24 protein-coding genes are annotated in these 24,659 nt (G+C 65.2%); 12 read left to right on the top strand and 12 right to left on the bottom strand.

Going from position 1 to position 24,659, the window contains the following annotated elements; translation table 11 throughout:
* Positions 1-19: 19 nt before the first annotated feature.
* From U5768_RS10375 to U5768_RS10345, 7 genes are all read right to left on the bottom strand, one after another.
* A complete protein-coding gene (locus tag U5768_RS10375) occupies positions 20-1,276 on the bottom strand; it encodes a DNA topoisomerase IB (protein ID WP_322030292.1) in 1,257 nt (418 codons plus the stop codon).
* A gap of 33 nt (positions 1,277-1,309) precedes the next feature.
* Positions 1,310-1,600, bottom strand: a complete 291-nt coding sequence (locus U5768_RS10370) for a DUF4148 domain-containing protein (RefSeq protein ID WP_322030477.1) — start codon at positions 1,598-1,600, stop codon at positions 1,310-1,312.
* Between the two features lie 112 nt (positions 1,601-1,712).
* Positions 1,713-2,042: a hypothetical protein gene (locus U5768_RS10365; protein ID WP_322030291.1), complete on the bottom strand. Its 330-nt coding sequence runs from the start codon at positions 2,040-2,042 to the stop codon at positions 1,713-1,715.
* Positions 2,039-2,524, bottom strand: a complete 486-nt coding sequence (locus U5768_RS10360) for a phage holin family protein (RefSeq protein WP_322030290.1) — start codon at positions 2,522-2,524, stop codon at positions 2,039-2,041. Before U5768_RS10360 ends, U5768_RS10365 begins: the two co-directional genes overlap by 4 nt.
* A 161-nt stretch (positions 2,525-2,685) precedes the next feature.
* Positions 2,686-3,888: an NAD-dependent formate dehydrogenase gene (locus tag U5768_RS10355; protein ID WP_322030289.1), complete on the bottom strand. Its 1,203-nt coding sequence runs from the start codon at positions 3,886-3,888 to the stop codon at positions 2,686-2,688.
* Between the two features lie 152 nt (positions 3,889-4,040).
* Positions 4,041-4,988 (bottom strand): LysR family transcriptional regulator, encoded by a 948-nt coding sequence (locus U5768_RS10350; protein WP_322030288.1) that lies wholly within the window; start codon positions 4,986-4,988, stop codon positions 4,041-4,043.
* 156 nt (positions 4,989-5,144) lie between these two features.
* Positions 5,145-6,989 carry a thiamine pyrophosphate-binding protein gene (locus U5768_RS10345; RefSeq protein WP_322030287.1) on the bottom strand — a complete coding sequence of 615 codons (1,845 nt, stop codon included), beginning with the start codon at positions 6,987-6,989 and terminating at the stop codon, positions 5,145-5,147.
* Positions 6,990-7,161: 172 nt separating this feature from the next.
* Here U5768_RS10345 and U5768_RS10340 point away from each other — a divergent pair, with 172 nt between their 5' ends.
* Together U5768_RS10340 and U5768_RS10335 are read left to right on the top strand one after the other, a co-directional pair.
* Entirely contained in the window at positions 7,162-7,683 is a 522-nt protein-coding gene (locus tag U5768_RS10340; protein ID WP_322030286.1) for a PRC-barrel domain-containing protein, read from the top strand.
* Positions 7,684-7,986: 303 nt separating this feature from the next.
* The gene (locus U5768_RS10335; RefSeq protein ID WP_322030285.1) at positions 7,987-9,399 is read left to right on the top strand and encodes a hypothetical protein; all 1,413 of its coding nucleotides are present in this window, start codon (positions 7,987-7,989) and stop codon (positions 9,397-9,399) included.
* Positions 9,400-9,427: 28 nt separating this feature from the next.
* On the opposite strand, the gene U5768_RS10330 is transcribed toward U5768_RS10335, so the two are convergent.
* A complete protein-coding gene (locus U5768_RS10330) occupies positions 9,428-10,114 on the bottom strand; it encodes a TetR/AcrR family transcriptional regulator (protein ID WP_322030284.1) in 687 nt (228 codons plus the stop codon).
* A 142-nt stretch (positions 10,115-10,256) separates the two neighbouring features.
* On the opposite strand from U5768_RS10330, the gene U5768_RS10325 reads away from it, so the two are divergent.
* The 7 genes from U5768_RS10325 (at position 10,257) to U5768_RS10295 (ending at position 17,782) form a co-directional block, all read left to right on the top strand.
* Positions 10,257-11,828, top strand: coding sequence for a bifunctional 3-(3-hydroxy-phenyl)propionate/3-hydroxycinnamic acid hydroxylase (locus U5768_RS10325; protein WP_322030283.1), 1,572 nt, complete (start codon positions 10,257-10,259; stop codon positions 11,826-11,828).
* Positions 11,829-11,857: 29 nt separating this feature from the next.
* Complete coding sequence (locus U5768_RS10320; protein ID WP_322030282.1) at positions 11,858-12,799, top strand: VOC family protein; 942 nt, start codon at positions 11,858-11,860, stop codon at positions 12,797-12,799.
* Between the two features lie 47 nt (positions 12,800-12,846).
* Positions 12,847-13,716 carry a fumarylacetoacetate hydrolase family protein gene (locus tag U5768_RS10315; protein WP_322030281.1) on the top strand — a complete coding sequence of 290 codons (870 nt, stop codon included), beginning with the start codon at positions 12,847-12,849 and terminating at the stop codon, positions 13,714-13,716.
* A 15-nt stretch (positions 13,717-13,731) separates the two neighbouring features.
* Positions 13,732-14,661 (top strand): 3-keto-5-aminohexanoate cleavage protein, encoded by a 930-nt coding sequence (locus tag U5768_RS10310; protein ID WP_322030280.1) that lies wholly within the window; start codon positions 13,732-13,734, stop codon positions 14,659-14,661.
* A 90-nt stretch (positions 14,662-14,751) separates the two neighbouring features.
* Positions 14,752-15,150, top strand: a complete 399-nt coding sequence (locus U5768_RS10305) for a nuclear transport factor 2 family protein (protein ID WP_322030279.1) — start codon at positions 14,752-14,754, stop codon at positions 15,148-15,150.
* A gap of 128 nt (positions 15,151-15,278) precedes the next feature.
* Complete coding sequence (locus tag U5768_RS10300) at positions 15,279-16,532, top strand: MFS transporter (RefSeq protein ID WP_322030278.1); 1,254 nt, start codon at positions 15,279-15,281, stop codon at positions 16,530-16,532.
* Positions 16,533-16,603: 71 nt separating this feature from the next.
* The gene (locus U5768_RS10295; protein WP_322030277.1) at positions 16,604-17,782 is read left to right on the top strand and encodes a porin; all 1,179 of its coding nucleotides are present in this window, start codon (positions 16,604-16,606) and stop codon (positions 17,780-17,782) included.
* 162 nt (positions 17,783-17,944) lie between these two features.
* On the opposite strand, the gene U5768_RS10290 is transcribed toward U5768_RS10295, so the two are convergent.
* Complete coding sequence (locus U5768_RS10290; RefSeq protein ID WP_322030276.1) at positions 17,945-18,238, bottom strand: DUF2934 domain-containing protein; 294 nt, start codon at positions 18,236-18,238, stop codon at positions 17,945-17,947.
* 170 nt (positions 18,239-18,408) lie between these two features.
* Between U5768_RS10290 and phaP the strand changes: the two genes are divergently transcribed.
* Genes phaP through U5768_RS10275 form a run of 3 tightly spaced genes read left to right on the top strand, consistent with a single transcriptional unit; the run spans position 18,409 to position 21,574 of the window.
* Complete coding sequence (gene phaP, locus U5768_RS10285) at positions 18,409-18,873, top strand: TIGR01841 family phasin (protein WP_322030275.1); 465 nt, start codon at positions 18,409-18,411, stop codon at positions 18,871-18,873.
* Positions 18,852-19,898, top strand: coding sequence for a ligase-associated DNA damage response exonuclease (locus U5768_RS10280; RefSeq protein ID WP_322030274.1), 1,047 nt, complete (start codon positions 18,852-18,854; stop codon positions 19,896-19,898). Before phaP ends, U5768_RS10280 begins: the two co-directional genes overlap by 22 nt.
* The gene (locus U5768_RS10275) at positions 19,895-21,574 is read left to right on the top strand and encodes an ATP-dependent DNA ligase (RefSeq protein WP_322030273.1); all 1,680 of its coding nucleotides are present in this window, start codon (positions 19,895-19,897) and stop codon (positions 21,572-21,574) included. Before U5768_RS10280 ends, U5768_RS10275 begins: the two co-directional genes overlap by 4 nt.
* A gap of 29 nt (positions 21,575-21,603) precedes the next feature.
* Here the strand turns inward: U5768_RS10275 and U5768_RS10270 are convergent, their stop codons facing one another.
* The 3 genes from U5768_RS10270 to U5768_RS10260 all read right to left on the bottom strand — a co-directional run bounded on the left by U5768_RS10270 (position 21,604) and on the right by U5768_RS10260 (position 24,655).
* Positions 21,604-22,515 carry an ABC transporter ATP-binding protein gene (locus tag U5768_RS10270; RefSeq protein WP_322030272.1) on the bottom strand — a complete coding sequence of 304 codons (912 nt, stop codon included), beginning with the start codon at positions 22,513-22,515 and terminating at the stop codon, positions 21,604-21,606.
* 67 nt (positions 22,516-22,582) lie between these two features.
* The gene (locus U5768_RS10265) at positions 22,583-23,554 is read right to left on the bottom strand and encodes an ABC transporter permease (protein ID WP_322030271.1); all 972 of its coding nucleotides are present in this window, start codon (positions 23,552-23,554) and stop codon (positions 22,583-22,585) included.
* A gap of 42 nt (positions 23,555-23,596) precedes the next feature.
* The gene (locus U5768_RS10260; protein WP_322030270.1) at positions 23,597-24,655 is read right to left on the bottom strand and encodes an ABC transporter substrate-binding protein; all 1,059 of its coding nucleotides are present in this window, start codon (positions 24,653-24,655) and stop codon (positions 23,597-23,599) included.
* Positions 24,656-24,659: the final 4 nt, after the last annotated feature.

The following is a 24,659-nucleotide window of genomic DNA, read 5'->3' as shown; positions in this document are numbered from 1 at the left end:
GGCGGCTCAGGCGGCAGGCTCAGGCGGCAGCGCGGGATTTTTTCGCAGCGGACGTGCGAGCGGACCCCGCGGTCTTCCTTGCGTTCGCACGCGCGTCGCGGCTGGATTGCGCGAGCAGGCGAATGAGGCGCGCATCGCCTGTCGTGCCTTCGCGCTCGCGGCGCGACGCCTCGCGCGCCCGGCGCTTCGCATCGCTCTTCAAAAAGATCACGAGGGCGGTTTCGTCGGCCTTGAGTCCGCGGCGGCGCGCGGCGGGAAGCGCCTGCGCGAGGGCGCCCGCCTCGAACGCCTCGATCACGGCCGGATGGATGTAGCACTTGCGGCACACCGCCGGCGTGTTGCGCAGTAGCTGCGAAATCTCCTTGATGGTGCCGACGACATGCTTGTGCGCCTGCGTCACCGTCTCCCATTCCAGCTTGCGCAGCGCCGCCAGCGCGAAGACACTGCCCGCCCACGTGCGATAGTCCTTCGCCGTGAAATCGGCCCCGGTGACCTCGCGCAGATAATCGTTGATGTCGGAGGAATTGACCGCATGCCTCGTACCGTCGGCGTCGAGATACTGGAAGAGATCCTGGCCAGGCAGTTCCATGCAGCGCCTCACGATCCGCGCGACGCGCGCATCGTTCACGGCAACGTCATGCTCGACGCCGCTCTTGCCGCGAAACTTGAAGTGCAACCCATCCGACGACACTTTCAGATGCCGCTTGCGCAGCGTCGTCAGACCATATGAGCGGTTCTCCCGCGCGTACTCCTCGCTGCCGACGCGAATCAGCGTGACGTCGAGCAGGCGCACGACGGTCGCCAATACCTTGTCCCGCGGCATGCCGTCGAGCGCGAGATCGCGCGTGAGCCGCGCGCGCAGTCCCGGCAACGCGGTGCCGAACGCGAGCATGCGCTCGTACTTCGTGGCGTCGCGCGTTTCGCGCCAGCGCGGGTGATAGCGATATTGCTTGCGCCCTCGCGCATCGCGGCCCGTGGCCTGCAGATGGCCGCGCGCGTCAGGGCAGATCCACACATCGGTATAGGCGGGAGGAATCGCGAGGGCGTTGATGCGGCAAATCTCCGCTTCGTCCTTGATGCGCTCGCCTTGCGTATTGAAGTAGACGAACGCTGCGCCGGTGCGCTCGCGCGTGTAGCCGCGCCGCGAGTCGTCGACATAGCGCAGTCCCGGCGGCAAGGAGTCCGTGGCGGATGCCCCGCTCGCTCCCGCCGCGCGGTTCCCGTTTTTTGTACTTGTCTGATTTCTCGCCACGGCTAGCCTCGGTCGAATGGCCATGATAGTGGGCGCGCGATAACTATTCCGCTTTCCTTACTGACTCGCCGCGCCAGGCGAAGCCGCCTTTTTCTCGGCATTCTGAATATCATTGGGGTAATTCGAATCGTTTCCCGCCGCAGGGTTATATCCGTTCTTTTCGAGTTTCTTTAGTTCTGCGTTCTTTTGGTCGCGAGCTTCCTTGCGCGCTTCCTTGCGCTGCGCCTTCGACATGCTGCCGCTACCCGAAACGTCGGACGCGCTCGTTTGCGCGCCGGCCATTCCCGGCGCGAGCGCGATGGAAAGAGCGGCTACCGCCGCGACCATCAAAAAATGAGGCTTGCCCATCGTCACTCTCCCGTCAATTGATGCCTTCGTGTTGAGGCAATCCGCGAGAGCGCAAGCGTCGCTCCCGAGGCGCGGGCATGGCCCGGCGCACCGCCAGCGCACTTCGATTGCACTAATGCCGCCCTACGACCGCGCGAACGTTGCGCGAAACCCAGGTGGTGAGGCCCGTGCGCACGACCAGGGGCACGACCCGCTTCGGGCCGAGCACCAGCGCCGCCAGTGCGATCGATCCCAGCAGCGTCACATGCGGAGCGTCGTACAGCGCCCGGCCTACGTTCGTCAGGGTCAACGCCTGCGGATTCGGGGCGCGCCGCGCGGCGGAGCGGCGGGCGCTCGTGGTTCGCAACGCGCTGTCTACCGCGCGAAACTGCTCCCGGGTCATATGCATGCGTTCCAGCACAGCGGCTTCGTGCGCGCGCCGAAGATCGAATTCGTGTCTCATTTGAGGGCCTCGCGCAAAGACTGGAGATCGGCCTGCAACTCGTCTTTCAGGACATCGAACGAATGGATCGGACGCAGCGCCCGACAAGCCAGCAGCGCGATCAGCGAGAGTAACAGCCAGGCGATCGCGACACCCCAAACCACGTAAAGAAAATATGGCTTGTTCAACGCGGAGGCGATCACGGCAATGCAGAAGAACGACACGGTGAACAGGGCGCAGACCGTCAACGCAACGAGCGCGATGAACTCGCGCAGCAGGCGCGAGCGCGTTTCCGCCATTTCAATCGTCAACAATTCCGCGTAGTCAGCCAGCCGACGTACGGCGAAACTCCCAACGTTGCGCCAGCTATCGAGTTTCGTACGCACTGACATGGTGTTCTCCCGGCCCATTGCTGCGCTTTCCCGCACCCTGCGGCCATGCCTTCCGGCTCCGTCGAAGCCCTCGTGCATCGGTAACCCGGGACAGCAATCGTCGTGCCGCACGAAGCTGCTCGCCTGAACATTAGCAAACCAGGGTTGCGGAGCCCTGGTGGCACGGAATGAACCGGGAATCCCCACCCAGGCCGGCAAGCAGAATGCCGCAAGCCCGGGCACGCCGCGTCGATGCCGCCCGTTAGCGCAAGCGGAAGCGGGGCAAGGGGCCGTCAGGCCGTCTTGAAGCGGGCCGCTTCTTCCGAACCCTTGGTCACATTGCCCGCGCTGTACGAGTGCGCGCCCACGCCCGCGAGCTTGCCGCCCTGCACGATGAGATATTCGTCGCGGATCGGGCGCCCTTCGAAGTAGCACTCGAGGATTTCGCGCGTTCCCGCGGCATAACGGGCCTGCGCGGAGAGGCTCGTGCCGGAGATGTGAGGCGTCATTCCCTGGTGCGGCATGCTGCGCCACGGATGATCCGCCGGCGCCGGCTGAGGGAACCACACGTCGCCGCCGTAGCCCGCCAGTTGGCCGCTTTTCAGCGCGTCGACAATGGCGTCGCGGTCGCACAGCTTGCCGCGAGCGGTGTTGATCAGATACGCGCCGCGCTTGAAGTTCTTCAGCGTCCGGGCGTTGATCATGTGTTCGGTTTCGGGATGCAGCGGACAATTCAACGTCACCACGTCGCATACGCGGGTCAGGCTTTCGAGGCTCGTGTGATGCGTGAGATTCAGTTCCTTCTCCACCGACTCGGGCAAACGGTGACGATCGAGGTAGTGCAGCTTCATGTCGAACGGCTTGAGCAGTCGCAGCACGCGCAGACCGATCCGGCCGGCGGCCACGGTGCCCACGTGCATGCCCTCGATGTCATACGAACGCTCGACGCAATCGGCGATGTTCCAGCCGCCTTCGTTGGCCCAGTTGTGCGACGGAATATAGTTGCGCACGAGCGCCAACGTCGTCATCACGACATGCTCCGCCACGCTATTGCTGTTGCAATAGGTCACTTCCGCCACGGTGATGCCGCGGTCCATCGCGGCCTGCAAATCGGTATGGTCGGAACCGATGCCCGCGGTGACGATCATCTTGAGTTTCGGCGCCTTCGCGATCCGCTCGGCCGTCATGTAGGCCGGCCAGAACGGTTGCGAGATCACGATTTCGGCGTCGTGCAGTTCGCGGTCGAGGACGCTGTCGGCGCCGTCCTTGCTGGACGTGACCACCAGTTGATGATCGTTCGATTCCAGATATTTACGCAGACCCAGTTCGCCCGAGACACAACCTAGCAAATGGCCAGGCGTGAAATCGATGGCCTTCGGCGTCGGCGTGGTTTGCCCGTCGGGATAGCGCGTGATTTCAGGCAGCGTGTCGCGAGCGTACTGCTTCGGCATACCGTTGACCGGATCGTCGTACAGCACACAAACAATTTTTGCCACGATGTGTCTCCACTCTGATTTTCGGGAATCCGGCCGCCTTGGGGAGCCGCCGGCTGTACGATCGCGCCGTTGCGGCCGATCGACGGACAGAGTGTCGACGAGAAGCTCGATGCAGATCCAATCGTTTCGACGAATTACCTGATAAGTCGTGCTTATGAAGCGGCCGTCGATGCCTCCACCGGCGCGCCGGTTCGATCGAGGAACGCGTCGAAACGCGTTTGCAGATCGAGATGTTTCGCGGCCTTCCACAAGGCAGCCACCAGCGGCGGACGAGAGGGAAGATCGCGCGCAATCAGGCCGATCTCACGCGTGAGTTCGGGCTCGAGCGGCGTGACCGCATCCCGGCGCGCGCTGTCCATGACGCTCAGCACGCTATGCGGCAACACCGTGTGAAGCCCCGCATGCTGCACGTTCGACATCAACGTGAGCAACGAGTCGGCTTCGAGCACGACTTTGGGCTGAATGCCCGCGCGGCGGAACGCGGCGTTGATGACCTGACGGTTCTGCATCGACGAATCGAGCAGGCCAAAGTGCAGATTGCCCAGCGCATCCCAGCGGCCCGCGCCGGAGCACACGCTCTGCCCCGATCCGGACGGCGAAACGAGGACATACCGTTCGCGGTAAAGCGGGAGCACTTCGAAGCCGGCCTGGGTGCGATCGTCGAGATAAGTGAAGCCGATGTCCAGTTCGTAGTCGTCGAGTTGGCGCAGGATGGCGTCCGAACTCAGCGAGCGCACCGAGAAGCTGAGCATGGGATGCGCTTCGCGACAGGTCGCGATGAGCGCGCTCACGACGGGCATCGTCGTGGGAATCACGCCGATTTTGACCGTGCCGGTCAGCAGGTTCGAAGCGGACACGTCCTGCCTCATGTGATCGAGCGCCGCAATGGTCTGGCGCGCCCAACCCAGCACGCGTTCGCCCTCCTCGGTGAGGCCGAGAAAGCGGCGGCCGCGCCGGACGATCACGAGCCCCAGTTCGTTTTCGAGGCTGCGTATCGCGGACGAAAGCGCCGGCTGCGTGACGTTGCAAAGCTCCGCGGCGCGCGCGAAATGCTGCTCCCTGGCCAGCGTGACCAGGTAGCTGAGTTGACGGATGAACATCGCTTGCCTCGGGAATCGGAGGGCCGCACGCTCGCGGGCCTTTCTCCGTTATATCGGTGGATATATTACGACAACTTCACCGGGCGGGCGCGATTGCGGCGGCGCGGCGGCTCGCCAGGTTCACCTTGGTGGCGGTCGCGCGGGAGCGATGCGGCGTTACGCGACGAGCTTGTCCGGCGTGGTGATCGGCTCGTTCGGATCGACGCGGACTTCGAGCACGGCCGCGCCGGGCGCGCGCAGCAGCGAATCGATTGCGGGCCGCAAGTCCGCGGGCTGCGCGCACCGGAAGCCTTGCGCGCCGCATGCCACGGCAACCTGCGCGAAGTCGATTCCGCCGAGTTCGCAACCGTACGGCGGATTCCCAAGCGCTTTCTGTTCGAATACGACCTCGGCAAGCATGTCGTTGCGCAGCACGACGACTTTCACGGGCAGCGCGTGCTGTACGGCGGTGGAGAGTTCCGCCATCAGCATGGCGAAGCCGCCGTCGCCCACGATCGCCACCACCTGCCGCCCCGGGTAGGCAAGCTGCGCCGCGATGGCGAACGGCAGCCCGGGCGCCATCGTCGCAAGCATGCCTGTGGCGACCAGTTGCTGGCCCTCGCGTATCGTGAGAAAACGCGCGGCGAAGTGCGTGTTCGCGCCGCAATCCAGACAGATCAGCGCATTGGGCGCGAGTGCGTCGTTGACCGCGCGAATGACGGATTGTGGCCGCAAGGGCGTGCGCTCCACCGCCGCCACACGATCGAGGAGCGCATTCCATTGCGTCACGCGTACCTGGATGTCGTGCAGGAAAGCGGGGTCCTTCGGGCGCAGCATCGGCAGCAGCGCTGCCAGCGTTTGCTGCGTGTCGCCGACAAGCCCGACCTCGACAGGAAAGCGCAAGCCGATTCGCCCCGCGTTCATGTCGATCTGCACGCCACGCGCCGCGCCGGGCTTCGGATACGAATCGACCCAAGGCATGGTCGTGCCGACAATGAGCACCGTATCGCAGCGCTGCATCGCTTCTTCGGAGGGCAACGTGCCGAGATGCCCGATGCCGCCCGTGCAATACGGCGAATCGTCTGGCATGACCGCGCGCCCAAGCAGCGCCTTCGCGACCGGCGCGTTCAGGCGCGCCGCCAGTTGCTGCAGTTCGGCCCTCGCGCCGAGCGCCCCCTGCCCCGCGATAATCGCGACGCGATTGCCGGCATTAATGAGGTCGGCGGCGGCGCGCAGATCGTCGCGCGAAGGCGTCGGAGCCGCCGCGCTCCAGGCGGCTGAAGTGCGGATGCCGTGGTTCTCCATCGAAGGCCTGTCGTCCGCGAGGCGGTAGGTCTGCACGTCCTTCGGCACGGCGAGATGCGCCACGCCGCGATGGCCGAGCGCATGACGGCAGGCGATGTCGGTCACCGTCAACGCATGGCGCGGCCCCGACACAGCCACGTTATACAGCGCGACGTCCTGCATCAACGCGGTGGTTTCCACGCCTTGCTGAAAGCGCGTGCCGAGCAGATCGTGGAACGTGAGCCCGGTAATGGCGAGCACCGGCGCGCCGTCCATGTGCGCGTCGTAGAGGCCGTTCATGAGGTGAACCGCGCCCGGGCCCGTGGTGGCGAGGCACACGCCCAGCCGCCCGGTGGCCTTCGCCCAGCCCGACGCCATGAAAGCCGCTGCTTCCTCGTGCCGCACGCCAATGAAGCGGATCTGGTTCTGGCGCTTGCGCAGCGCTTCGATGAGCGGGTTGATGCCGTCGCCGACAATGCCGAACACGTAATCGACATCCCATGCGAGCAGTGTTTCCACAATGACGTCGGCGGTCGTCGCATCGCTTGCGGGATCGAACTGCGGTTGATGCTGGCGATCCGCGGGCTGTCCGCGCGAATCCCGCGTTTGCGCCGTTTGCGCAACGGCGGGCGCCGCGCCTGTGGCAAACATCGCCGCGCCGCCCGCGACCGCTGCCGTGAGCACGGCGCGCCGTTGCGCCGACTCCGGCGCGTCAGTGCATTCGTCGTAGCGAGACATCTTGCACGCTCCCGTGTACGCGATGAGCGCTATTCACCCACCGTAGGCCCATCGCTTCCATTCACGGCTGCGGGAGCGCAAGCGGCGTTCCCCTGCGCTTGCGCGAGGCATCCCACCGCACGGCATGGCAAATGCTGTAGGTGGATTGCCCACAACCAAATGGAGCTATCAAATGACTATGCTCGATCCCCAGTCGCCCGCCTCGGGTGCGCAGATCACCGGCGGCGGTTACGGCGACGGTCCCGGACCGGAGGTCATGGCGGCCGCTACGCTCGACGGCAACAAGGTCGTTTCGTCGGACGGCGAACATGTCGGCAAGATCTCCGACATCATGATCGACGTCCGCAGCGGCCGCGTCGCTTATGCCGTTTTGTCTGAAGGAGGTTTTCTGGGCATGGGCAATACGCTCCATGCCATTCCGTGGAATGCGCTCACGCTCGACACCGCGGAAAAATGCTTCCGCGTCGATCTGCCCGCGCAACGGATCAAGGACGACCCCGGCTTCGACAAGGACCACTGGCCGTCCATGGCGGACGCCTCGTGGGGAACCCAGCTACACGGCTATTACAACCGCCGCCCCTACTGGGCAGGCACCGGCGCGGCGAGTGATCCGCTAGGCAGGACTGCGACCGATCCGCTCGGCACCGGCAGCGTGGTGTCGCCGACCAATCCCAACAATCCGACCGATATCTGATCGATGTCCGGTGCTTCGCTTCGAAAACCGCCTCGGCCACGAGGCGGTTTTTACTTGCCGTCACGAATCAGGCCGCGCTGAGCCAAACACGATAGTCGTCGGCAGCGCTAACCGAAGCGGTGGGAAATCCCACTCGTAAGACCGGCCCGCCGCATTCAAAACAGCACGAAGCCACGGCACACGATTTGCGCCCATCGAATCGGGCTGGCCCGGTTGCTTTCGAGACGGGATGGAGCCCTTCGCTTTCGCGATCCTACTGTTCTCTCACGGCCGGGCCGTTGGCGTTTGGCAGGGAGCGCTTCAATGAACAAGCCGCCGCCCGGCATCGCCCGTTTCGACTCCGCCGCCGCCATGGCCCAGGCGCTTGCAAGCCTGTTGCATGGGAGGCGTTTTTCAAGCCCGAGCCAGTCGGCGCTCCTTGACCGCTTCATGCCAGCCATCAATGCGCTGCCGAAACGTCAGCGCGAATGGGCCTATATTCTGGGCGGCATGAGCGAGGGCATCGATCCACGCCGCGCGAAGAACCTCGACGTCGAGCGCATCGCGCAGTGGATAGCGGACCTTTATCCGAGGGTGCCGCGGCGCTGCGCGTTCGTGGGCGCGTCGAACGGCGCGATGATCCACCTCGCGGCCGCGCTGCGCGCACCCTGGCTGCCGCAAACGTTCCTGTGTCCCGTGCGCGCGCCGTTCAGCGATCCTGACGACGCCCAACGCGCCTTCGACACGGGCCGGCGCATCGTCGACGCACTGCTCGCCGCCGACGCGCGCATTGCCGTTCACCATATGCACGATCCCAACCAGGACCGGCTGATGTTGCACGGCATGCGCTATTTCCGTCTGAAACATCGACGCCTGCCGCCCGCCTTTCGTGGGTTCCTGCTCGCCAATCTGGAGCGCGGCGGGACGCTTTACGTGGTGAACTGCACGCGCGATTGGGCGGTCACGCGCACGAGCGAGCGTTCGGTCTTTCAGTTCGGCGCCCCAGGCGGCGCGACCGAGGACGCATATCTGCACGGCGGCGAGCGCGTGCGCGCATTTCTCGCGCAGTACCGCAGTGCGCGTACGCGCTGGGAGCCGCCCGCTCCCGATGCGCGGTGCCCGGAAGCCGAGTGGGGCTTCGACCCGGCCTTGCGCGACGACCTCGCCGAACTGGCCGGGCCCATGCAATGGCGTATCGTCGAGATCCGATTTCAGGACCCCGAAGCATTGAGCTTCGCGACCGCGGCTGTTTATCTGCGCTGGTATGAGGAAAACGTGATCGAAACGCGACGTCTTCTGGTCGGCTCTTTCATGCTGATCGACCCGCTCACGACGCTCGAGCTTCACGCCATACCGTTCTGGCTGCTGTTCGGCGTCGAGCCCTCGGCCGACGCGCTGCAACGCTTCCTGGAAAGCGCGAGCGCGTTCGAGTACATCGACATGACATTGTTCTCGCACGGCACGCAAAGCATCGGGCTTGCGCCGATCCCGCGCTGGCAGGCGTTACTGGCGCACGCGGTTCGCGAGGGGCGTTTCGCGGGCGTCGATACCGAACGCTTTCCGCGCGATTTCGCCACGTTCGAGCGATACGGTCATGCACTCGCGCGGTTGAAGCCGCGGCTCGGGCCGCCCTCGCCGCTCGAACCGGCGCACTTCGAAGCGTTGCTCGCGGAATGCGGCGCGCCCTTTGGTGTGCAGTGCGAAACGCCTGCGCGGCCCGTGAGCGCGGCAATGTGAGGCGCTCCATGCCGTGCGAACCACTCCGTCAACCCGTCTGACCCGCCGCGGCCTCGAGCGACTTCAGCCCCTCAGGCAGCTCGATGGCCGGAAGCGGTTGTTTGCCAAGCCGGTCGAGCGTAGCGCGCGCGACCCCCAGCGCACCGAGCGCAAGCCGCAGGACGGCGCGCGGATGCTCCGCAGACGCCGCGCCGGAGAGCACCGTCTCGATGCTCTGGTGAATCGCGCCGAGCAATAGGTCCTTCGCGGCGCGCGCGTTCGTATATTTCGCCATTCCGCGCTCCTGCGCGGTCGCCAGATCGCGCGGCAGATAAATGTCCGTCAGCCGCCCGCTTGCCGCCTCGCGCACCCCCGTACGCGTGATGAACGCTCCCCACGCCGGGTGCATCACCGCCACGTGGACGAAAATCAGGCAGCCAGTCCAGACCCGCTCGACGGGGTTGTCGATTTTCTCTACGCAATGCTCGATCGCCAGGATGACTTCGTCGTTGAGTTCGGCGGTCACGGCATCGAGCAATTCGCTCGTCGTCTTGAAGTAGTTGTAGAACGTGCCCCGGGCAACACCTGCCGCCGCCAGGAAATCGTCGATCGACACGCCATCCGGCCCTTTCTGCGCGAACACCTCGACCGCCGCGCTCAGCAGCTTGCGGCGCGTCGCCTCCCGCCGCACGGCGCCCGTGCGCACGCGGTGATCTTCCGGCGCGGCCTCGCTCACCGCGTGCCGCGCCTTCGAATTCTTCGCCGCCAACGCCCCTCCCCGGGTTTCCCCCATTTGCCTGGACTGCTTCGTCACGTTGACAATACAATCCAATTTATACGACTTTGTCATTTTAAAGAATCTCGATCAAGGAGAAGAAATGGAGGCAGGCACACGCGTCGATGTGGCGATCGTCGGTTACGGCCCGACGGGACAACTGCTCGCCCTGATGCTCGGACGTGCGGGGCACAGCGTTACCGTGATCGAACGCTGGCCCGATCTGTACCCGCTGCCGCGCGCGGTCCACTACGACCATGAGATTGCCCGCCTGTTTCAGGCCTCCGGTGTCATAGATGATATCAAGCTCATCGCCGAGATCGCCGACCGCTATCAGTGGCTCAACGCGCGGCACGAGGTCCTCATGGACTTCAACTGGAGCGGCCGCGGCCTGTGCGGCTGGCCCGCTTCCAGCATGTTTTCCCAGCCGCAGCTCGAACGCGTGCTCGATACGCACGTGAGGAAGCTGCCCAACGTCTGCGTGCGCCAGGGCTGGTCGGCCACCGCGCTGCACGAGGACGCCGAAGGCGTGCAGCTTCAGATCGAGGCGGGCCGCATCGAGAACGGCAAATGGACAGCGACCGGCGAAACCGGCGCAGTCCACGCGCGATATGTAATCGGAGCCGATGGCGCGAATTCGGTCGTGCGCGGCGCGGCGGGCATCGAATTCGAGGACCTGGGCTTTGCATTCGACTGGCTCGTGGTGGACGTCCAGCCAACCGAGCCGAGGGAATGGCTGCCCAAAACCTGGCAGCTCTGCGATCCGGCGCGCCCCACCACCATCGTTCCGGGCGGCCCGGGCCGCCGGCGCTGGGAGTTCATGCTGCTGCCCGGCGAAACCGCGGAGCAGATGAATCAGGACTCCGTAGCATGGGACCTGCTCTCGCGCTGGGACGTCACGCCCCGTAACGCTACGCTCGAGCGCCACGCCGTCTACACCTTCCGCGGGCGCTGGGCGCGCCAGTGGCGTGTGGGCAAGGTGCTGCTCGCGGGCGACGCCGCCCATCTGATGCCTCCGTTCGCGGGCCAGGGCATGTGCAGCGGGCTGCGCGACGCGGCCTCGCTCGCCTGGCGCCTGAACGCGATTCTGCGGGGCAACGGCAGCGACCGGCTGCTGGAAAGCTACGGCCCAGAGCGTCTGAATCACGTGCGCGAAATCATCGACTTCTCGATCGGGCTCGGCAAGGTGATCTGCATCACCGATCCCGAGGCCGCCGCCGCACGCGACCGCGAGATGCTCGCCGCGCAGGCCACGCCCGGCTTCCAGCCGCCCGAAGCGCCGCAGCCGCGCCTGGGCGCGGGACTTTACGACCCGCGCGCGCCAGGCGGCGGGTGGCTCACGCCCCAGGGGGTGGTGGAGTTCGAAGGCAAGCGGGGTTTGTTCGACGACGTGTTCGGACATGGCTTTGCGCTGATCGCACGCGACCAGGCCACACTCGATGGCCTGAGCCGCGAGAACCGGCAGGCCTTGAGCGAGCACGGCGCGATCGTCGCGCAGTTCGGCGCGGACGGCTTTACCGATGTCGACGGCGTTTACGGCGAATACTTCGCGCAACACAACGCGCTCGCCGTGCTCGCCCGTCCCGACTTTTACAGCTATGGCGCGGCCCGCACCGTCGAGGATCTCAATCCGCTCGTCGATGCGTGGCGCCACGCAATGGAACCCGCATGCTGAGCGGCCTCGCATTCAATAAGGAGAACGACATGACGCAAAATCGCCGGCGCGACCGCCTCGGCATCCACTCCATCGGCGAGTTCCGCATGACGGTGCCTTCGCTCGACGAGGCAAGCCGCTTCTATACCGCATTCGGACTGGACGTGCAGCCCGACGGCGAAACGGGTCTGCTGATTCGCACGTTCGGCTCGCCTCACGTATGGGGCCGTCTGCGTGAGGGCGCGCGCAAGAAATTCGAATGGCTCACGCTGCACTGTTTCGAAGACGAGCTGGAAGCGTTGCGCACCCAGGCGCTTGCCGCCGGCGCGGAAACGATCGCGCCGCCGCCCGGCGCGGATGCATCGGGCTTCTGGATTCGCAATCCCGATGGCATGCCGCTGCAGATTCGCGCCGGCGTGAAGACGACGCTCGACGAAGCGGCGCATGCGAACCCGCCGCTGCCGGTAGACGGCGTGCGCTGCGCACCGTACCGGCGCAATACGCAGGCGGTGCGGCCCACGCGTCTTTCGCATATCGCGTTCGCCACGTCGAGCGTGCCCGCGCAAATCGACTTCTGCGAGCGCGTGCTGGGCCTGCGCCTCTCGGACCGCTCCGGCGACGGCGTGGCCTTCATTCATGCGCCGCACGGCGGCGATCATCACCTGATCGCGCTTGCCGCAAGCTCCGGCCCCGCGCTGCATCACCTGAGCTGGGACGTGCCGACGGTCGAGGAAGTCGGCCTGGGCTACATGCAGATGAAAGCGGCCGGCTACCAGAACGGCTGGGGCATCGGCCGTCACGTGCTGGGCTCGAACTACTTCTATTACGTGCAGGACCCGTGGGGCAGTTTCTCCGAATACAGCGCGACGATGGATTACATCCCGGCCGCGGCGGACTGGATCGCGCAGGACCACGCGCCGGAGGATTCCATGTACCTGTGGGGCCCGGACCTGCCCGCCATCTTCGTCGAAAACTCGGAACAGGGCGCCTGAGGCGCCGTCATGGCGATCGCCATTCTCACCCTTCCAGGAAAACTGCAATGAAGCTCGTTACATTTCAATGTCGCGGTCGCCAGTCGATCGGCAAGATCGAAGGCGACCAGGTAATCGACCTGCCGGCCAGCGACCGCACGCTGCCCGGCACGATGCTCGAACTGCTCCAGGGCGGTGCGGCCCTGATGCAGCGCGCGAAAGCGATCCGCCTCGCCGACGCCGTGACCTACCCGCTCGCGGACGTGCGCCTCGAAGCGCCTGTGCCGAATCCGTCGAAATTTCTCGCGATCGGCATGAACTATCGCCGTCACGTGGAAGAAGCGAAGGCGGCCGGAATTCAGGTGCCGGACAGCCAGGTCTGGTTCAACAAGCAAGTGTCCTGCGTGAACGGCCCGTTCGATCCCGTGCATATGCCGAAGGTGTCGGACAAGCTCGATTACGAAGCGGAACTCGGGGTCGTGATCGGCCGCCGCTGCCGACATGTTTCGGAGGCCGAAGCAGCTTCGGTCGTTGCGGGCTACGTGGTCTGCAACGATGTTTCCGTGCGCGACTGGCAGATGCGCTCGCCGACGATGATGCTCGGCAAGTCGTTCAATACGCACGGCCCGTTCGGCCCCTGGCTCGTGACCCCCGACGAAATCGCCGACCCGCACGCGCTCAAGATGCGCATGCTGGTGAACGGCGAATGCCGGCAGGAAGTGAGCACCGGCGAGATGATCTACAACATCTGGCAGCAGATCGCCTGCCTTTCGACCGTGATGACGCTCGAACCGGGCGACGTGCTCGCAACGGGTACGCCTTCGGGTGTCGGCGGCGCGCACAAGCCGCCGCGTTTCCTGAATATCGGCGACGTGATGCGCGTCGAGATCGACGGCGTGGGTCACATCGAGAACGTCGTCGTCGCGGAACCCGTCTGAACAAGGAGCAACACTGTGGCACGAAAAGTCATCATTACCTGCGCAATCACGGGCTCGATCCACACGCCCAGCATGTCGCCGTATCTGCCCGCCACGCCGGAGGACATCGCGCGCGAAGCGATCGCCGCCGCGCAGGCCGGCGCGGCGATTCTGCACCTGCATGCGCGCAACGGCGAGGACGGGCGCCCGGCTTTTTCTCCCGAGGCCTACCGGCAATTCCTCCCGAAGATCCACGCGGCAACCGACGCCGTGATCAACATCACCACGGGCGGCGCGGTCAACATGACGCTCGACGAGCGCCTCGCCGGCGCGCTCGACGTGTCGTCGGAAATGGCCTCGTGCAACATGGGCTCGATGAACTTCGCGATCTTTCCTGTGCTCGACAAGCTCAAGACGTTCAAGCACGAATGGGAGCGGCAATTCATCGAGGGCACGCGCCACGCGATTTTCCGCAACACGTTTGCCGATATCGAGGAAGTGTTCACGCGGCTCGGGCAGGTGCACGGCACGCGCTTCGAATTCGAGTGCTACGACGTCGGTCACCTGTACAACCTCAAGCACTTCGTCGATCGCGGGCTCGTGAAAGGCCCGATCTTCCTGCAGTTCATCTTCGGCATTCTCGGCGGAATGGGCGCGGACCCCGAAAATCTCGTCCATATGAAGCGCATTGCCGACAAGCTTTTCGGCGACGGCTACCAGTGGTCGGTGCTGGGCGCGGGCAAGCATCAACTGCCGCTGATTACCCAGGCGGCGCTGATGGGCGGCAACGTGCGCGTGGGTCTTGAGGACTCCCTCACAATCGGCCCGGGTCGGCTCGCCACCTCGAATGCCGAACAGGTCACGCTGATTCGCGACATCCTCACGCGGCTCGGCTTTGAAATTGCCACGCCCGACGAAGCGCGCCAGATGCTTGGCCTCAAGGGCCGGGACAAGGTTCGACTCTAAACGCGCCGAACGAAGGCCCGGGGCCGGGCGTCCCGGGCTGCGCGCCCCGGGCCTTCGCATCCGGCAACGCCAGGCAAGACGGAGAGTTCGATGAACGATACACGGCGCGTAGCCGAAGAACTGCGGGCGCTGGAAGAACGGCGCCGGCTTGCGATGCTCGCGGCGGACACGGCGGCCTTGCGCGATATGCTCGACGAAGGCCTCGTCTATGTGCATTCGACAGGAACGCGCGATAGCCGCGCCAGCTACCTCGGCAAGCTCGACGAGGGGGCTGTGCGCTATGAGGAACTGTCGACCGAGGTCGTCGAAATCGCGGTGCGCGAACGCTTCGCGCTGTTGCGAGGGAGCATGACCGCCCGCGTCAGGACGCCCGAGCGCACGCTTAGCGTGGCAAGTCACTACGAAGTCGTCTGGGTGCGCGCGGCAGACGCGTGGCGCGTGGTCGCGTTCCAGGGATTCCAGCCCGGCACGGCGCACCGCTCGACCTGACGCCCCGCCACGCGGTTCGACCGCGTGGCCCAATGCTCGCATCAATCAATAGTAATACTAAGCAATAACGCATGACGCAATTTCGTCGTCCGCCGTAGACGGACACCGCAACAATTCACGGAGACAAGATGATGGACTCGAAAGACGGGTGGGACACGCGGTACGAATGGCGCGTCGTCGCGCTGCTCGCGATCGGCTTCGGCCTCGTCACGGCCGACCGCTTCCTGATCATGCCGCTCTTCCCGGTGATGATGAAGGACATGGGGCTCGACTACAGCGACCTCGGTTATCTCACGGGCATCCTCTCGGTGGCGTGGGGACTTTCCGCAATGTTCACCGGCCGCCTTTCGGATCGTTACGGGCATCGCAAGGTCGTCATTCCCGCGCTTCTCGCGTTCTCGCTGCTCGTCGGCACGAGCGGACTCGCGGGAGGCGTGGCCAGCCTGCTCATGATCCGCGCCCTCATGGGGTTCGCCGAAGGCGCCTATGTGCCCGCCTCCATCACCGCCACCCTCAACGCATCGCGCCCAAGCCGGCATGGCCTCAATATCGGCCTCCAGCAGGCGGCGGGACCGCTGTTCGGTCTGTGCCTCGCGCCCATTGCCGTCATGCAACTGTTGCGCTGGGTGCCGTGGCACGCGGTCTTCGCGATCATGTCCGTACCGGGATTCGTGCTCGCATTCCTGATGTGGCGAGTGCTGCGCAACGCCGCTCCGCAAACCCGTGCCCCACAACCGCAGCCGGTTTCCACCCGCGCGAGCGAGGCGTCGTGGCGGGAGGTCCTTGGCTACCGTAACGTGCGCCTCGGCATGCTCGCCATGCTCTGCTGGATGATGGCCATCACCGTGATCGGCGCCTTCCTGCCGAACTATCTTTCGGACTACCTGCATCTCGATCTTCCCCAGATCGGCTACGTGCTCTCGGCGATCGGCGCGGGCGGCGCGCTGGGAACCGCCGTGATGCCGGCGCTCTCCGACCGGTTCGGCCGCAGGCCCGTAATGATCGTGTCCGTGCTCGGCGCGCTGGCCGCTTTCGTGGTGTTCGCCCGCTCGGGCGCCGACGTGACGCTCCTGTACGGCTTGATGTTCGCGGCGGTGTTCTGCCTCATGAGCCTGACCACGCTCACCGTGGGGCCGGCCAGCACCGAGTCCGTGCCGCCGCATCTCGCGACCGCCGCATCGGGTTCGGTAATCGGCATCGGCGAAATTTTCGGAGGCGGCGTTGCCCCAGCAATCGGCGGCCATTTTGCCATGCACTTCGGCATTCAATGCGTCCCGTACCTGGCGATCGGGGCCATGGGCGCGGGTCTGCTGATCGTGCTCGCGCTCAGGGAAACAGCGCCGGCGCGCATCGAGTCCGTTGCGACGACGAACGTCGTCTGAGCCGCCGCGACCACTACATAAATAACTTTTGCAGTCCTGATCGAAATAAAAAAGGAAAGGAGACTTACGGAATGTCAAGGAAGAAGCTTTCTATCGGAGCTTGCGCGGCAGCGGCCATGCTGTGCCAGGTGGGCGCTGCTTATGCGCAGAGCAGCGTGACGCTCTACGGTATCGTCGACGCGGGGCTGATGTATCTCAGCCGCTCCACGCCGGGTTTCAACGGCACGGCGACCAGCACCAAAAGCCAGGTTTCGCTCACCAATGGCGGCTACCTGCCTTCGCTGTGGGGCATCAAGGGCGAGGAGGACCTTGGCGGCGGCATGAAAGCCGTCTTCAACCTGGAAAGCGGCTTCAGCGTGGGCAACGGCGGCCATGACAGCCCGGCCAACAACAGCCTGTTCAACCGCCTCGCCTATGTCGGCCTGAAAGGCGGCTTCGGCACGCTTTCGGCGGGCCTGCAGTATTCGCCGTTCTTCAATGCGATGTACGACCTCGACCCGCGAGGCGTGGCCCAGTTCGGCAGCGTGCTGACGCCGCTGCTCGACAACAGCCTCGTCGCGGCCATCATCATGCCCAATGCGGTGTCGTACACCACGCCCAACCTCGGCGGCTTCGAAGCGAGCGGCCTGTTCGGCCTGGGCGGCGTGGCCGGCTCGTTCCAGAACGGCCGCTCGTACTCGCTCAGCGCGCGCTATACGAACGGCACCGTGCTGCTGACAACCGCGTATCTCAGCGTCAACAACGCGCTGAACCCCACCCTCCCGCCCGATATATTTCCACTGCTCCTCGCCAACGTTCGCGCGTGGACGGCAGGCGGCAGCTACAAGTTCGGCAGCCTGACGGTGAAGGCTTCATTCACGAACTTCCGGGCCAACGAAGGCGGCCAGCCGACAACCGTCAGTAGTACGAACACAAATGTCAACCTGTACAGCGCGGGCGCCGACTACTTCGTTCTGCCGCAACTCGACGTGAACCTCGGCATGTACTACCAGGATGACCGGGTGAATTCGGGGGTTCACTCGCTGACGGCGGCGCTCGGAGCGCAGTATTTGCTCTCGCGGCGCACGGCGCTGTACGCGCAGGTGGGACTCGTCCACAACACCTGTTCGGCCAATGGAACGTGCCTCGGTTCCGGCCTCACCGTGGAGAGTCTTGGCAGCGGCGTGGGCGCCATGAAGCCGATCGGCAACGCGGGCCTGCCGGCGGGTACGACCTTCGGCGCCAACGTGGGCATGCGCGTGATGTTCTAAATCTATTAAGGAGCAGGATCCACGCTCGCCGCACGCCCCAGCGATGGCCAGGCTCGCGCTCGACGTGCCGGTTACGGCGATTGCTGCCGAATCCGGCTCTCGGAGCGCGAGCGCGTTCATTTCGATGTTCAAACGAACGCCCGGGGACACACCGCGCGCGGCCTAAGACCGCTCGGGCGACTTCTCCTCCCCGGAATTGCCCCCGGCAATTTCTGCCTCCGCCTGATGCCAATATTCGTCGGTATGGTCGTCGGGCGCCCCCGCTTTTTCCCACAACTCGTATGCGCGCTGGCGGATGCGCTGTTCGCGGTCGTTTTCGGCGGACGCCGGCTCCACCCTCGTCGTGCCGCCGATTGCCGGGGGATCGCTCGCCGGAAAGGTGTCCTCGACCGCGTCGTCTATTCTGGTTTCCGACTTTTGCGTTGCGCTTTTTTGTTCCTTCGCCTTCGTCGCCATATGAGCCTCCGTTGCAGTGGTCCGTTGCAGCGCAAGCGCCGTTCCACAGCGAATGCGAGGTCACGGGAATGGCCGTTGCGGCAACGCAGCAGAACGATGCCCCAACGGGGAGCGCCTCGCATCCGCATCGCAGCGCCAGTCAGCCAGCACGAACCGCACAGGAGCCGACCATGACCGAAAGCACCATCGCCTTGCCCTACTCCGCCTCTGCCAAAGACCCGTTGCAGACGTTCCGGCTCCCCGCCGAAACGAGCGACCTCATGCAGATTTATCTGGGGGCGGCACAGCGCATAACCGAACTCAATAGCCGCGCAATCGACGCGACCCTCGACGAGCAACGCGCGGTGGCCCTGGAAACGGCCGGCGAGCGATCCCCGTTCGACGCCTGGCGCCTTCAGGCGAGCTTCGCCCTCGCAGGCACGGCGAAAGCTGCCGCATACTGGGGGCATGTCAACGAGATCCTGGTCGACGCGCTGATCGCGACTGTGAGGGAGGCCGAGGGCTGCCTGAACAGAAGCGTCACGGCGCTCGGCGACACAGCGAACAAGACCGGCTCGATCATCTTGACGGACGACACGCAGACCAATCGCGACGATCAACCCTTGCCAGACACGTGGACAACGCCTCCGACCTGATCATTGCCCTTCCCGAGGGACTGTACTGCCCGGCGGGCGCGTTTTACATCGATCCGTGGCGGCCGGTCGAGCGGGCAATCATTACGCATGCGCACTCCGACCATGCACGCATGGGCCACGGCCACTACCTGACGGCGCAGGCGGGACTCGGCGTGCTGCTGGCCCGATTGCCCGGCATCGCGGCGCAGGGTTTGCCGTATGGCGAACGGATCGATATCAACGGCGTGCGCGTGTCGCTGCATCCGGCGGGGCACGTGCTCGGTTCGGCGCAGGTGCGGGTCGAGCACGCGGGGCGCGTATGGGTGGCTTCCGGCGATTACAAGATCGAACCCGACCCGACCTGCGCGCCGTTCGAACCCGTGCGTTGCCAGACGTTCATCACGGAATCGACTTTCGGCCTGCCTGTCTACCGTTGGGAGCCCTCGCAGGCCATATTCGACAGCATCAATGCGTGGTGGCGGCACAACGCGGCCGCGGGGCTCGCCTCGGTGCTGTTCTGCTATTCCCTCGGCAAGGCGCAGCGCGTCCTCGCGGGCGTGGACCGGGGCATCGGCCCGATCTTCTGCCACGGCGCGGTGGAGGCAGTGAATCGCCTCTATCGCGACGCCGTCGTCGACTTGCCCGCTACGCGGCCCACTGGCGAAATCCCCGCGCACGAGAAGACCGCGTTCAGGAACGCGCTCATCGTCGCGCCGCCGTCCGCGCAAGGCAGTGCGTGGATGCGGCGCTTCGGCGAGTATCGCGACGCATTGGCGTCGGGCTGGATGCGCTTGCGCGGCGCGAGACGCAGGCGCGGCGTCGATCGCGGATTCGTCTTGTCGGATCATGCGGACTGGCCGGGCCTCCAGCAAGCCATCGAAGCAACGGGCGCGCAACGCGTGATCGTCACGCATGGTCAGATCGAGCCGATGGTGCGATGGCTCCGCGAACAGGGCTACGATGCCGGCACCTTCGCGACCGAATATGGCGGCGACGCGATCGAGGCGGACACCGAAGCGCCCTCCGCGGAGAATGCGCAGAAATGAAACGATTCGCGGCCCTCTACGCAGCGCTGGACGCGACGACGTCCATCAACGACAAGCTCGACGCCCTGGTGGCCTATTTCCGCGCCGCGGAACCCGAAGACGCGGCGTGGGCCTCGTACTTCCTCGCGGGCGGCAAGCCTCGCCAGTCGGTGCCTACCCGCGTGCTGATCGAATGCGCGCGCGATCGGGCCGGCCTGCCGCAATGGCTGTTCGACGAATCGTACGAGGCAGTCGGGGATCTTGCGGAGACGATCGCCCACGTGCTGCCGCCCGCTTTGCGCGAGTCGGAACTCGGTCTGGCGCAATGGGTCGAGCAGCGCCTGTTGACGTTGCGGGGCAGCGAGCCCGACGCCGTGCGCGAGCGGCTGGTCGCTTACTGGGACGAACTGAACTGGAGCGAGCGGTTTTTGCTCACCAAGCTCATCGGCGGCGGATTTCGCGTAGGCGTGTCGCGGCAGCTCGTCGTGCGCGCGCTCGCGCAGGTAGCGGGCATCGACCACAAACGCATCGCGCAGCGCATCGTCGGCTGGACGCATTCGAGCAAATCGCCGGACGCCGCCGGCTATCTTCGGCTGATCGCCCCGCCAGCCGACGCAGACCAGCCCGACGACGCAGAGAGGCCGCACGCAAGCGACGTTGGCCTGCCCTATCCGTTCTTTCTCGCGCATCCGTTGCAGGCCGACCCCGCGACGCTCGGCCCGGTCGCGGACTGGATCGTCGAATGGAAGTGGGACGGCATTCGCGCGCAATTCGTCAAACGCGCGGGACGCGTCTGGATCTGGTCGCGCGGCGAAGACCTCGTGACCGAGCGTTTTCCGGAACTGGCGGCGATGGGCGCTGCCTTGCCGGACGGACTCGTCATCGACGGGGAAATTCTCGCCTGGGAACCTGGCGCCAGCGCGCCGCTGCCGTTCGCGCGTCTGCAGCCGCGCATCACGCGCAAGTCGCTCACGAAAAAAGTGCTCAGCGAGTCGCCGGCTGCCATGGTCGCCTACGACCTGCTCGAAGCCGAAGGCCGCGATCTGCGCACGGAACCGCTCGCGATACGGCGTGCGCGGCTCGATGCGCTCGTTCAGCCGTTATCGCAGACGGCCGGGGCGGAATTGCTGCGCGTGTCGCCGGTGGTCGTCGCCGAAGACTGGAACGCGATCGCGCAATTGCGCGAGGAAAGCCGCGCGCGCGGCGTGGAAGGGTTGATGCTGAAACAGCGCGCGTCGATGTACGGCGTCGGACGCACCAAGGCATCGGGCACGTGGTGGAAATGGAAGATCGACCCCTATTCGATCGACGCCGTGCTGCTCTACGCCCAACGCGGTCACGGCCGGCGGGCAAGTCTCTTCACGGATTACACGTTTGCGGTCTGGGACGAAGCAGACGGCGCGCGTACCCTCGTGCCGTTCGCCAAGGCCTATTCGGGACTCACCGACGAAGAAATCCGCAAAGTCGACGCAATCGTGCGCAAAACGACGATCGAGAAGTTCGGACCCGTGCACAGCGTCACGCCGACGCTGGTATTCGAAATCGGCTTCGAGGGAATTCAGGCGAGCCCGCGGCACAAGTCGGGCATCGCGGTGCGCTTTCCCCGAATGCTCAGATGGCGCACCGACAAGTCAGTCGAGGACGCGGATACGCTCGGCATGCTCAAAGGCTTCCTGAACGGCACCACGCACGGGTGACGACACACCCGGTCTCCGAATTCGTTCGTTTACTCGACCGTATCGTCGACATCCGTGAGTCGAATCATATGCGGGTGGACCGTTTCGTCGTCCTGGGAGCGCTGTTCAGGTGGGTGAATGAGCGCATCCAGCCGCGCACGCGTCGCGAGAAATTCCGGCGAATTGAACTGTGCGTAGCTGCGCGGCCTCGGCACCGGCACCTCGATCAACTCCTGCACCGCGCCGGGATGCGCCTTTAGCACGAGGATACGATCGGCGAGATAGATCGCCTCGTCGAGATCGTGCGTGATGAAGAAGATCGTGACGTCGACGTTGCGCCAGATGTCGAGCAGATGCGCCTGCATCTTCGCCCGGGTTTGCGCATCGAGCGCGCCGAAGGGCTCGTCCATCAACAAGATGCCGGGCCGGTTTGCGAGCGCGCGCGCAATCGCCACGCGCTGCTTCATGCCGCCCGAAAGCTGGTGCGGATACGCATCGGCGAATTTTTCGAGACCCACGAGGTCAAGCCATTGCAACGCCTCGCGCTCAGCCTGCGCGTTGCCCTGGCCATTCATTCGGAGTCCGAACATCACGTTCTTCTTGACCGTAAGCCATGGAAAAAGCGTATAGCCCTGGAACACCATGCCGCGGTCGGCGCCGGGGCCTGTCACCGTCTTGCCGTTCACGCGCACCTCGCCCGAGGTTTGCGCTTCGAGGCCTGCCAGAATACGGATCAACGTGGACTTGCCGCAGCCCGAAGGCCCGATCACGCAGACGAACTCGCGCCGGTGCGTGGTGAAGCTCACGTCGGCAAGCGCCGTGTGGGCGCCTTGCGGCGTGACGAAGCGCTTCGTGAGATTGCGCACTTCGAGAATCGGCTCGCGCGCTTTCAGGCGCTCGAAGCGCGCACGTACCGCATCGGACTGGAGGAGATAGTCGGGAACGGCTTGCGGATTGAACATGATGCGATCCTTTAGGTGCGGTGTACTACGGCGCGATACGAGCGCATGATGCCGGGCGGCGAACGCCTCAGGCTTTGAGCGTGCGGTCCCATGGAAACAACTTGCGCCCGAGGTATGCGAGCACGAGATCGGTGCCGAGGCCGATGATGCCGATCATCATGATCGCCGCGTAGACGTTGTCGAAATGCTGGTAGCGCGCCTGCTGCGTGATGTACCAGGTAATGCCCGAACTCGTGCCCACCAGTTCCGCGACGATCAGGTAGGTCCACGCCCAGCCCAGCAGGATGCGCTGGTCGCGGTAGAGGTCGGGCAGGATGCCGGGCACGACCACATGCGTGAGCAGCCTCATGCGGCTGGTGCCGAGCGTCATCGCCGCTTCGAGCAGGCCGTATTCGAGCTTGCGCGTGGTGTTGGCGATGATGAGCACCTGCTGGAACAGCGTGCCGATCACAATGATGGCGATCTTGGGCGCATCGTATATGCCGAGCACGGCCACCATCAGCGCGCCGAACGCCGGCGCGGGCAAATAGCGAAAGAACTCGAAGAACGGCTCCTGCAGCCGCGCAAGCACGCTATACGTGCCGCACACGATGCCAAGCGGCACACCTATGATCGACGAGACCACGAAGCCCCAGAAAATGATCTGCACGCTGTGCCAGAGGCTCTGATGCAGCCAGACGCCGTCCTGCGCGGCGGGCGGCGTCGTGAACGCGGTGTAGAACGCGCGCAGCACCTCGTGCGGCGCGGGCAGATACACCGGGTTCGCGGGCACGCCCGCCGGCAAGGCGGCGCGGGTCTCGCGCGCATGGTCGAACTCGTCGGCAAACACGGCCTTGTCGATCCGCATGCCGGGCTGGAAGTAGTCCACGCTGCCCGGCTGCACGATCAGCACCTGCGGATGCCAGACGAACGGCACGTAACTCACCACGCACCACACGAGCACCGGCAACAGAAACGAGCCGATACCCAGCATCCACTTGCCGCGTGGCGAAAGCTCGCGACGTACGGCCAACCATCCGGTCTGGCTGATTCCGGCCATGTTGTACTCCTGCTTGATGACGACAGTCGACGAAATGCGGCCTTATTTCAGCGTGCTGGTGAGCGACGGGTCCAGATAGGCGCTCACGTCCTGCGAGGTCTTGTAGACCTGGTACTTCACGTTGAACGCGTCGGCGGCGCGGCTCGAACCGTACAGCGAGCGAAAGCCGTCGGCCTTCACGTAGGCCTGCTGCGCCTCGGGCAGCGTGAGCAGCTTCGTGCCCTTGAGGAGCGGCAGATACTGCGCCGGCGTGAGGCCCACGCGCGCGGCCATGATCTTCACGGCGTCGGGCTGCGTGGCCGGGTCGTCGATGTACTTCACCACGCGATACCAGACCTGCGCGAGCTTTTCGTAGTCCGCCTTGTGCGCGGCGAGGCTCACAGGATTCACCGCGAGCACGTCATAGATGAGGCCCGGCTCGTCGGCGGAAGTGAACACGGGGCGCGCGCCGGGCACTGCGCGCTGCGCCTCACCCGCGTTTGGCTGCCATGCGGCGATAGCCGAGACATCGGAAGACGCCAGCACCTGCGGCGTTTCGTTGGTCTTCGCGTTCACGAGCGTGACGTCGGTCTCCTTCATGCCCGCGCGCTGGAGCGCGTCGAGCAGCAGCAGGTGATCGACCACGCCGAACTCCACGCCGATCTTCTTGCCTTTGAGATCCTGAATCTTGCGCGCGGGCGGTTTGGCGATGACCATGTCGTTGCCGTTCGAATAGTCGGTGATGAGCGCCATCACGTTCTTCGCGCCATTCGCGCCCATCGTGAGCGCGTCGCCGTTGGTGACGAGCACGGCGTCCAGCTTGTTCGCAGCGTAGGCGTCCATCGAGGCCGTGTAGTCGAACCAGTCGAACTTCACGTCGAGGCCCGCTTCCTTGAACCATCCCTTGTCGATCGCAACCTGCCACGCCACCCAGCCCGGCCAGTCGCTATAGCCGATACGCAGCGGTGCGGCGTTCGCGGCGTGCGCGCCGGCTGCGAAGAGGCCGGTGGCGAGCGCGAGCGCGCGGGCGGCGCGAAGCGCCCAGCCGGGCAGCGATGCGGAGGGTTTGGCGCGGTGTGCCTCGTCTGCCTCGATTGCGAACGGAACGGACGTCGTCTTCATGGCG

Origin of the sequence: Paraburkholderia sp. J76 (assembly GCF_905220295.1) — a bacterium.
GTDB lineage: Bacteria > Pseudomonadota > Gammaproteobacteria > Burkholderiales > Burkholderiaceae > Paraburkholderia.
The sequence above is the reverse complement of the archived record's forward strand: the minus strand, read 5'-3'. Positions and strand labels throughout refer to the sequence as shown.

Coding starts and splice junctions, on each gene's coding strand:
- phaP (WP_322030275.1), top strand. CDS start 18,409: ATGACCGAAAGCACCATCGCCTTGCCCTACTCCGCCTCTGCCAAAGAC.
- U5768_RS10350 (WP_322030288.1), bottom strand. CDS start 4,988: ATGTTCATCCGTCAACTCAGCTACCTGGTCACGCTGGCCAGGGAGCAG.
- U5768_RS10370 (WP_322030477.1), bottom strand. CDS start 1,600: ATGGGCAAGCCTCATTTTTTGATGGTCGCGGCGGTAGCCGCTCTTTCC.
- U5768_RS10335 (WP_322030285.1), top strand. CDS start 7,987: ATGAACAAGCCGCCGCCCGGCATCGCCCGTTTCGACTCCGCCGCCGCC.
- U5768_RS10290 (WP_322030276.1), bottom strand. CDS start 18,238: ATGGCGACGAAGGCGAAGGAACAAAAAAGCGCAACGCAAAAGTCGGAA.
- U5768_RS10275 (WP_322030273.1), top strand. CDS start 19,895: ATGAAACGATTCGCGGCCCTCTACGCAGCGCTGGACGCGACGACGTCC.
- U5768_RS10270 (WP_322030272.1), bottom strand. CDS start 22,515: ATGTTCAATCCGCAAGCCGTTCCCGACTATCTCCTCCAGTCCGATGCG.
- U5768_RS10345 (WP_322030287.1), bottom strand. CDS start 6,989: ATGTCTCGCTACGACGAATGCACTGACGCGCCGGAGTCGGCGCAACGG.
- U5768_RS10325 (WP_322030283.1), top strand. CDS start 10,257: ATGGAGGCAGGCACACGCGTCGATGTGGCGATCGTCGGTTACGGCCCG.
- U5768_RS10265 (WP_322030271.1), bottom strand. CDS start 23,554: ATGGCCGGAATCAGCCAGACCGGATGGTTGGCCGTACGTCGCGAGCTT.
- U5768_RS10375 (WP_322030292.1), bottom strand. CDS start 1,276: ATGGCCATTCGACCGAGGCTAGCCGTGGCGAGAAATCAGACAAGTACA.
- U5768_RS10320 (WP_322030282.1), top strand. CDS start 11,858: ATGACGCAAAATCGCCGGCGCGACCGCCTCGGCATCCACTCCATCGGC.
- U5768_RS10300 (WP_322030278.1), top strand. CDS start 15,279: ATGATGGACTCGAAAGACGGGTGGGACACGCGGTACGAATGGCGCGTC.
- U5768_RS10340 (WP_322030286.1), top strand. CDS start 7,162: ATGACTATGCTCGATCCCCAGTCGCCCGCCTCGGGTGCGCAGATCACC.
- U5768_RS10295 (WP_322030277.1), top strand. CDS start 16,604: ATGTCAAGGAAGAAGCTTTCTATCGGAGCTTGCGCGGCAGCGGCCATG.
- U5768_RS10365 (WP_322030291.1), bottom strand. CDS start 2,042: ATGAGACACGAATTCGATCTTCGGCGCGCGCACGAAGCCGCTGTGCTG.
- U5768_RS10260 (WP_322030270.1), bottom strand. CDS start 24,655: ATGAAGACGACGTCCGTTCCGTTCGCAATCGAGGCAGACGAGGCACAC.
- U5768_RS10315 (WP_322030281.1), top strand. CDS start 12,847: ATGAAGCTCGTTACATTTCAATGTCGCGGTCGCCAGTCGATCGGCAAG.
- U5768_RS10305 (WP_322030279.1), top strand. CDS start 14,752: ATGAACGATACACGGCGCGTAGCCGAAGAACTGCGGGCGCTGGAAGAA.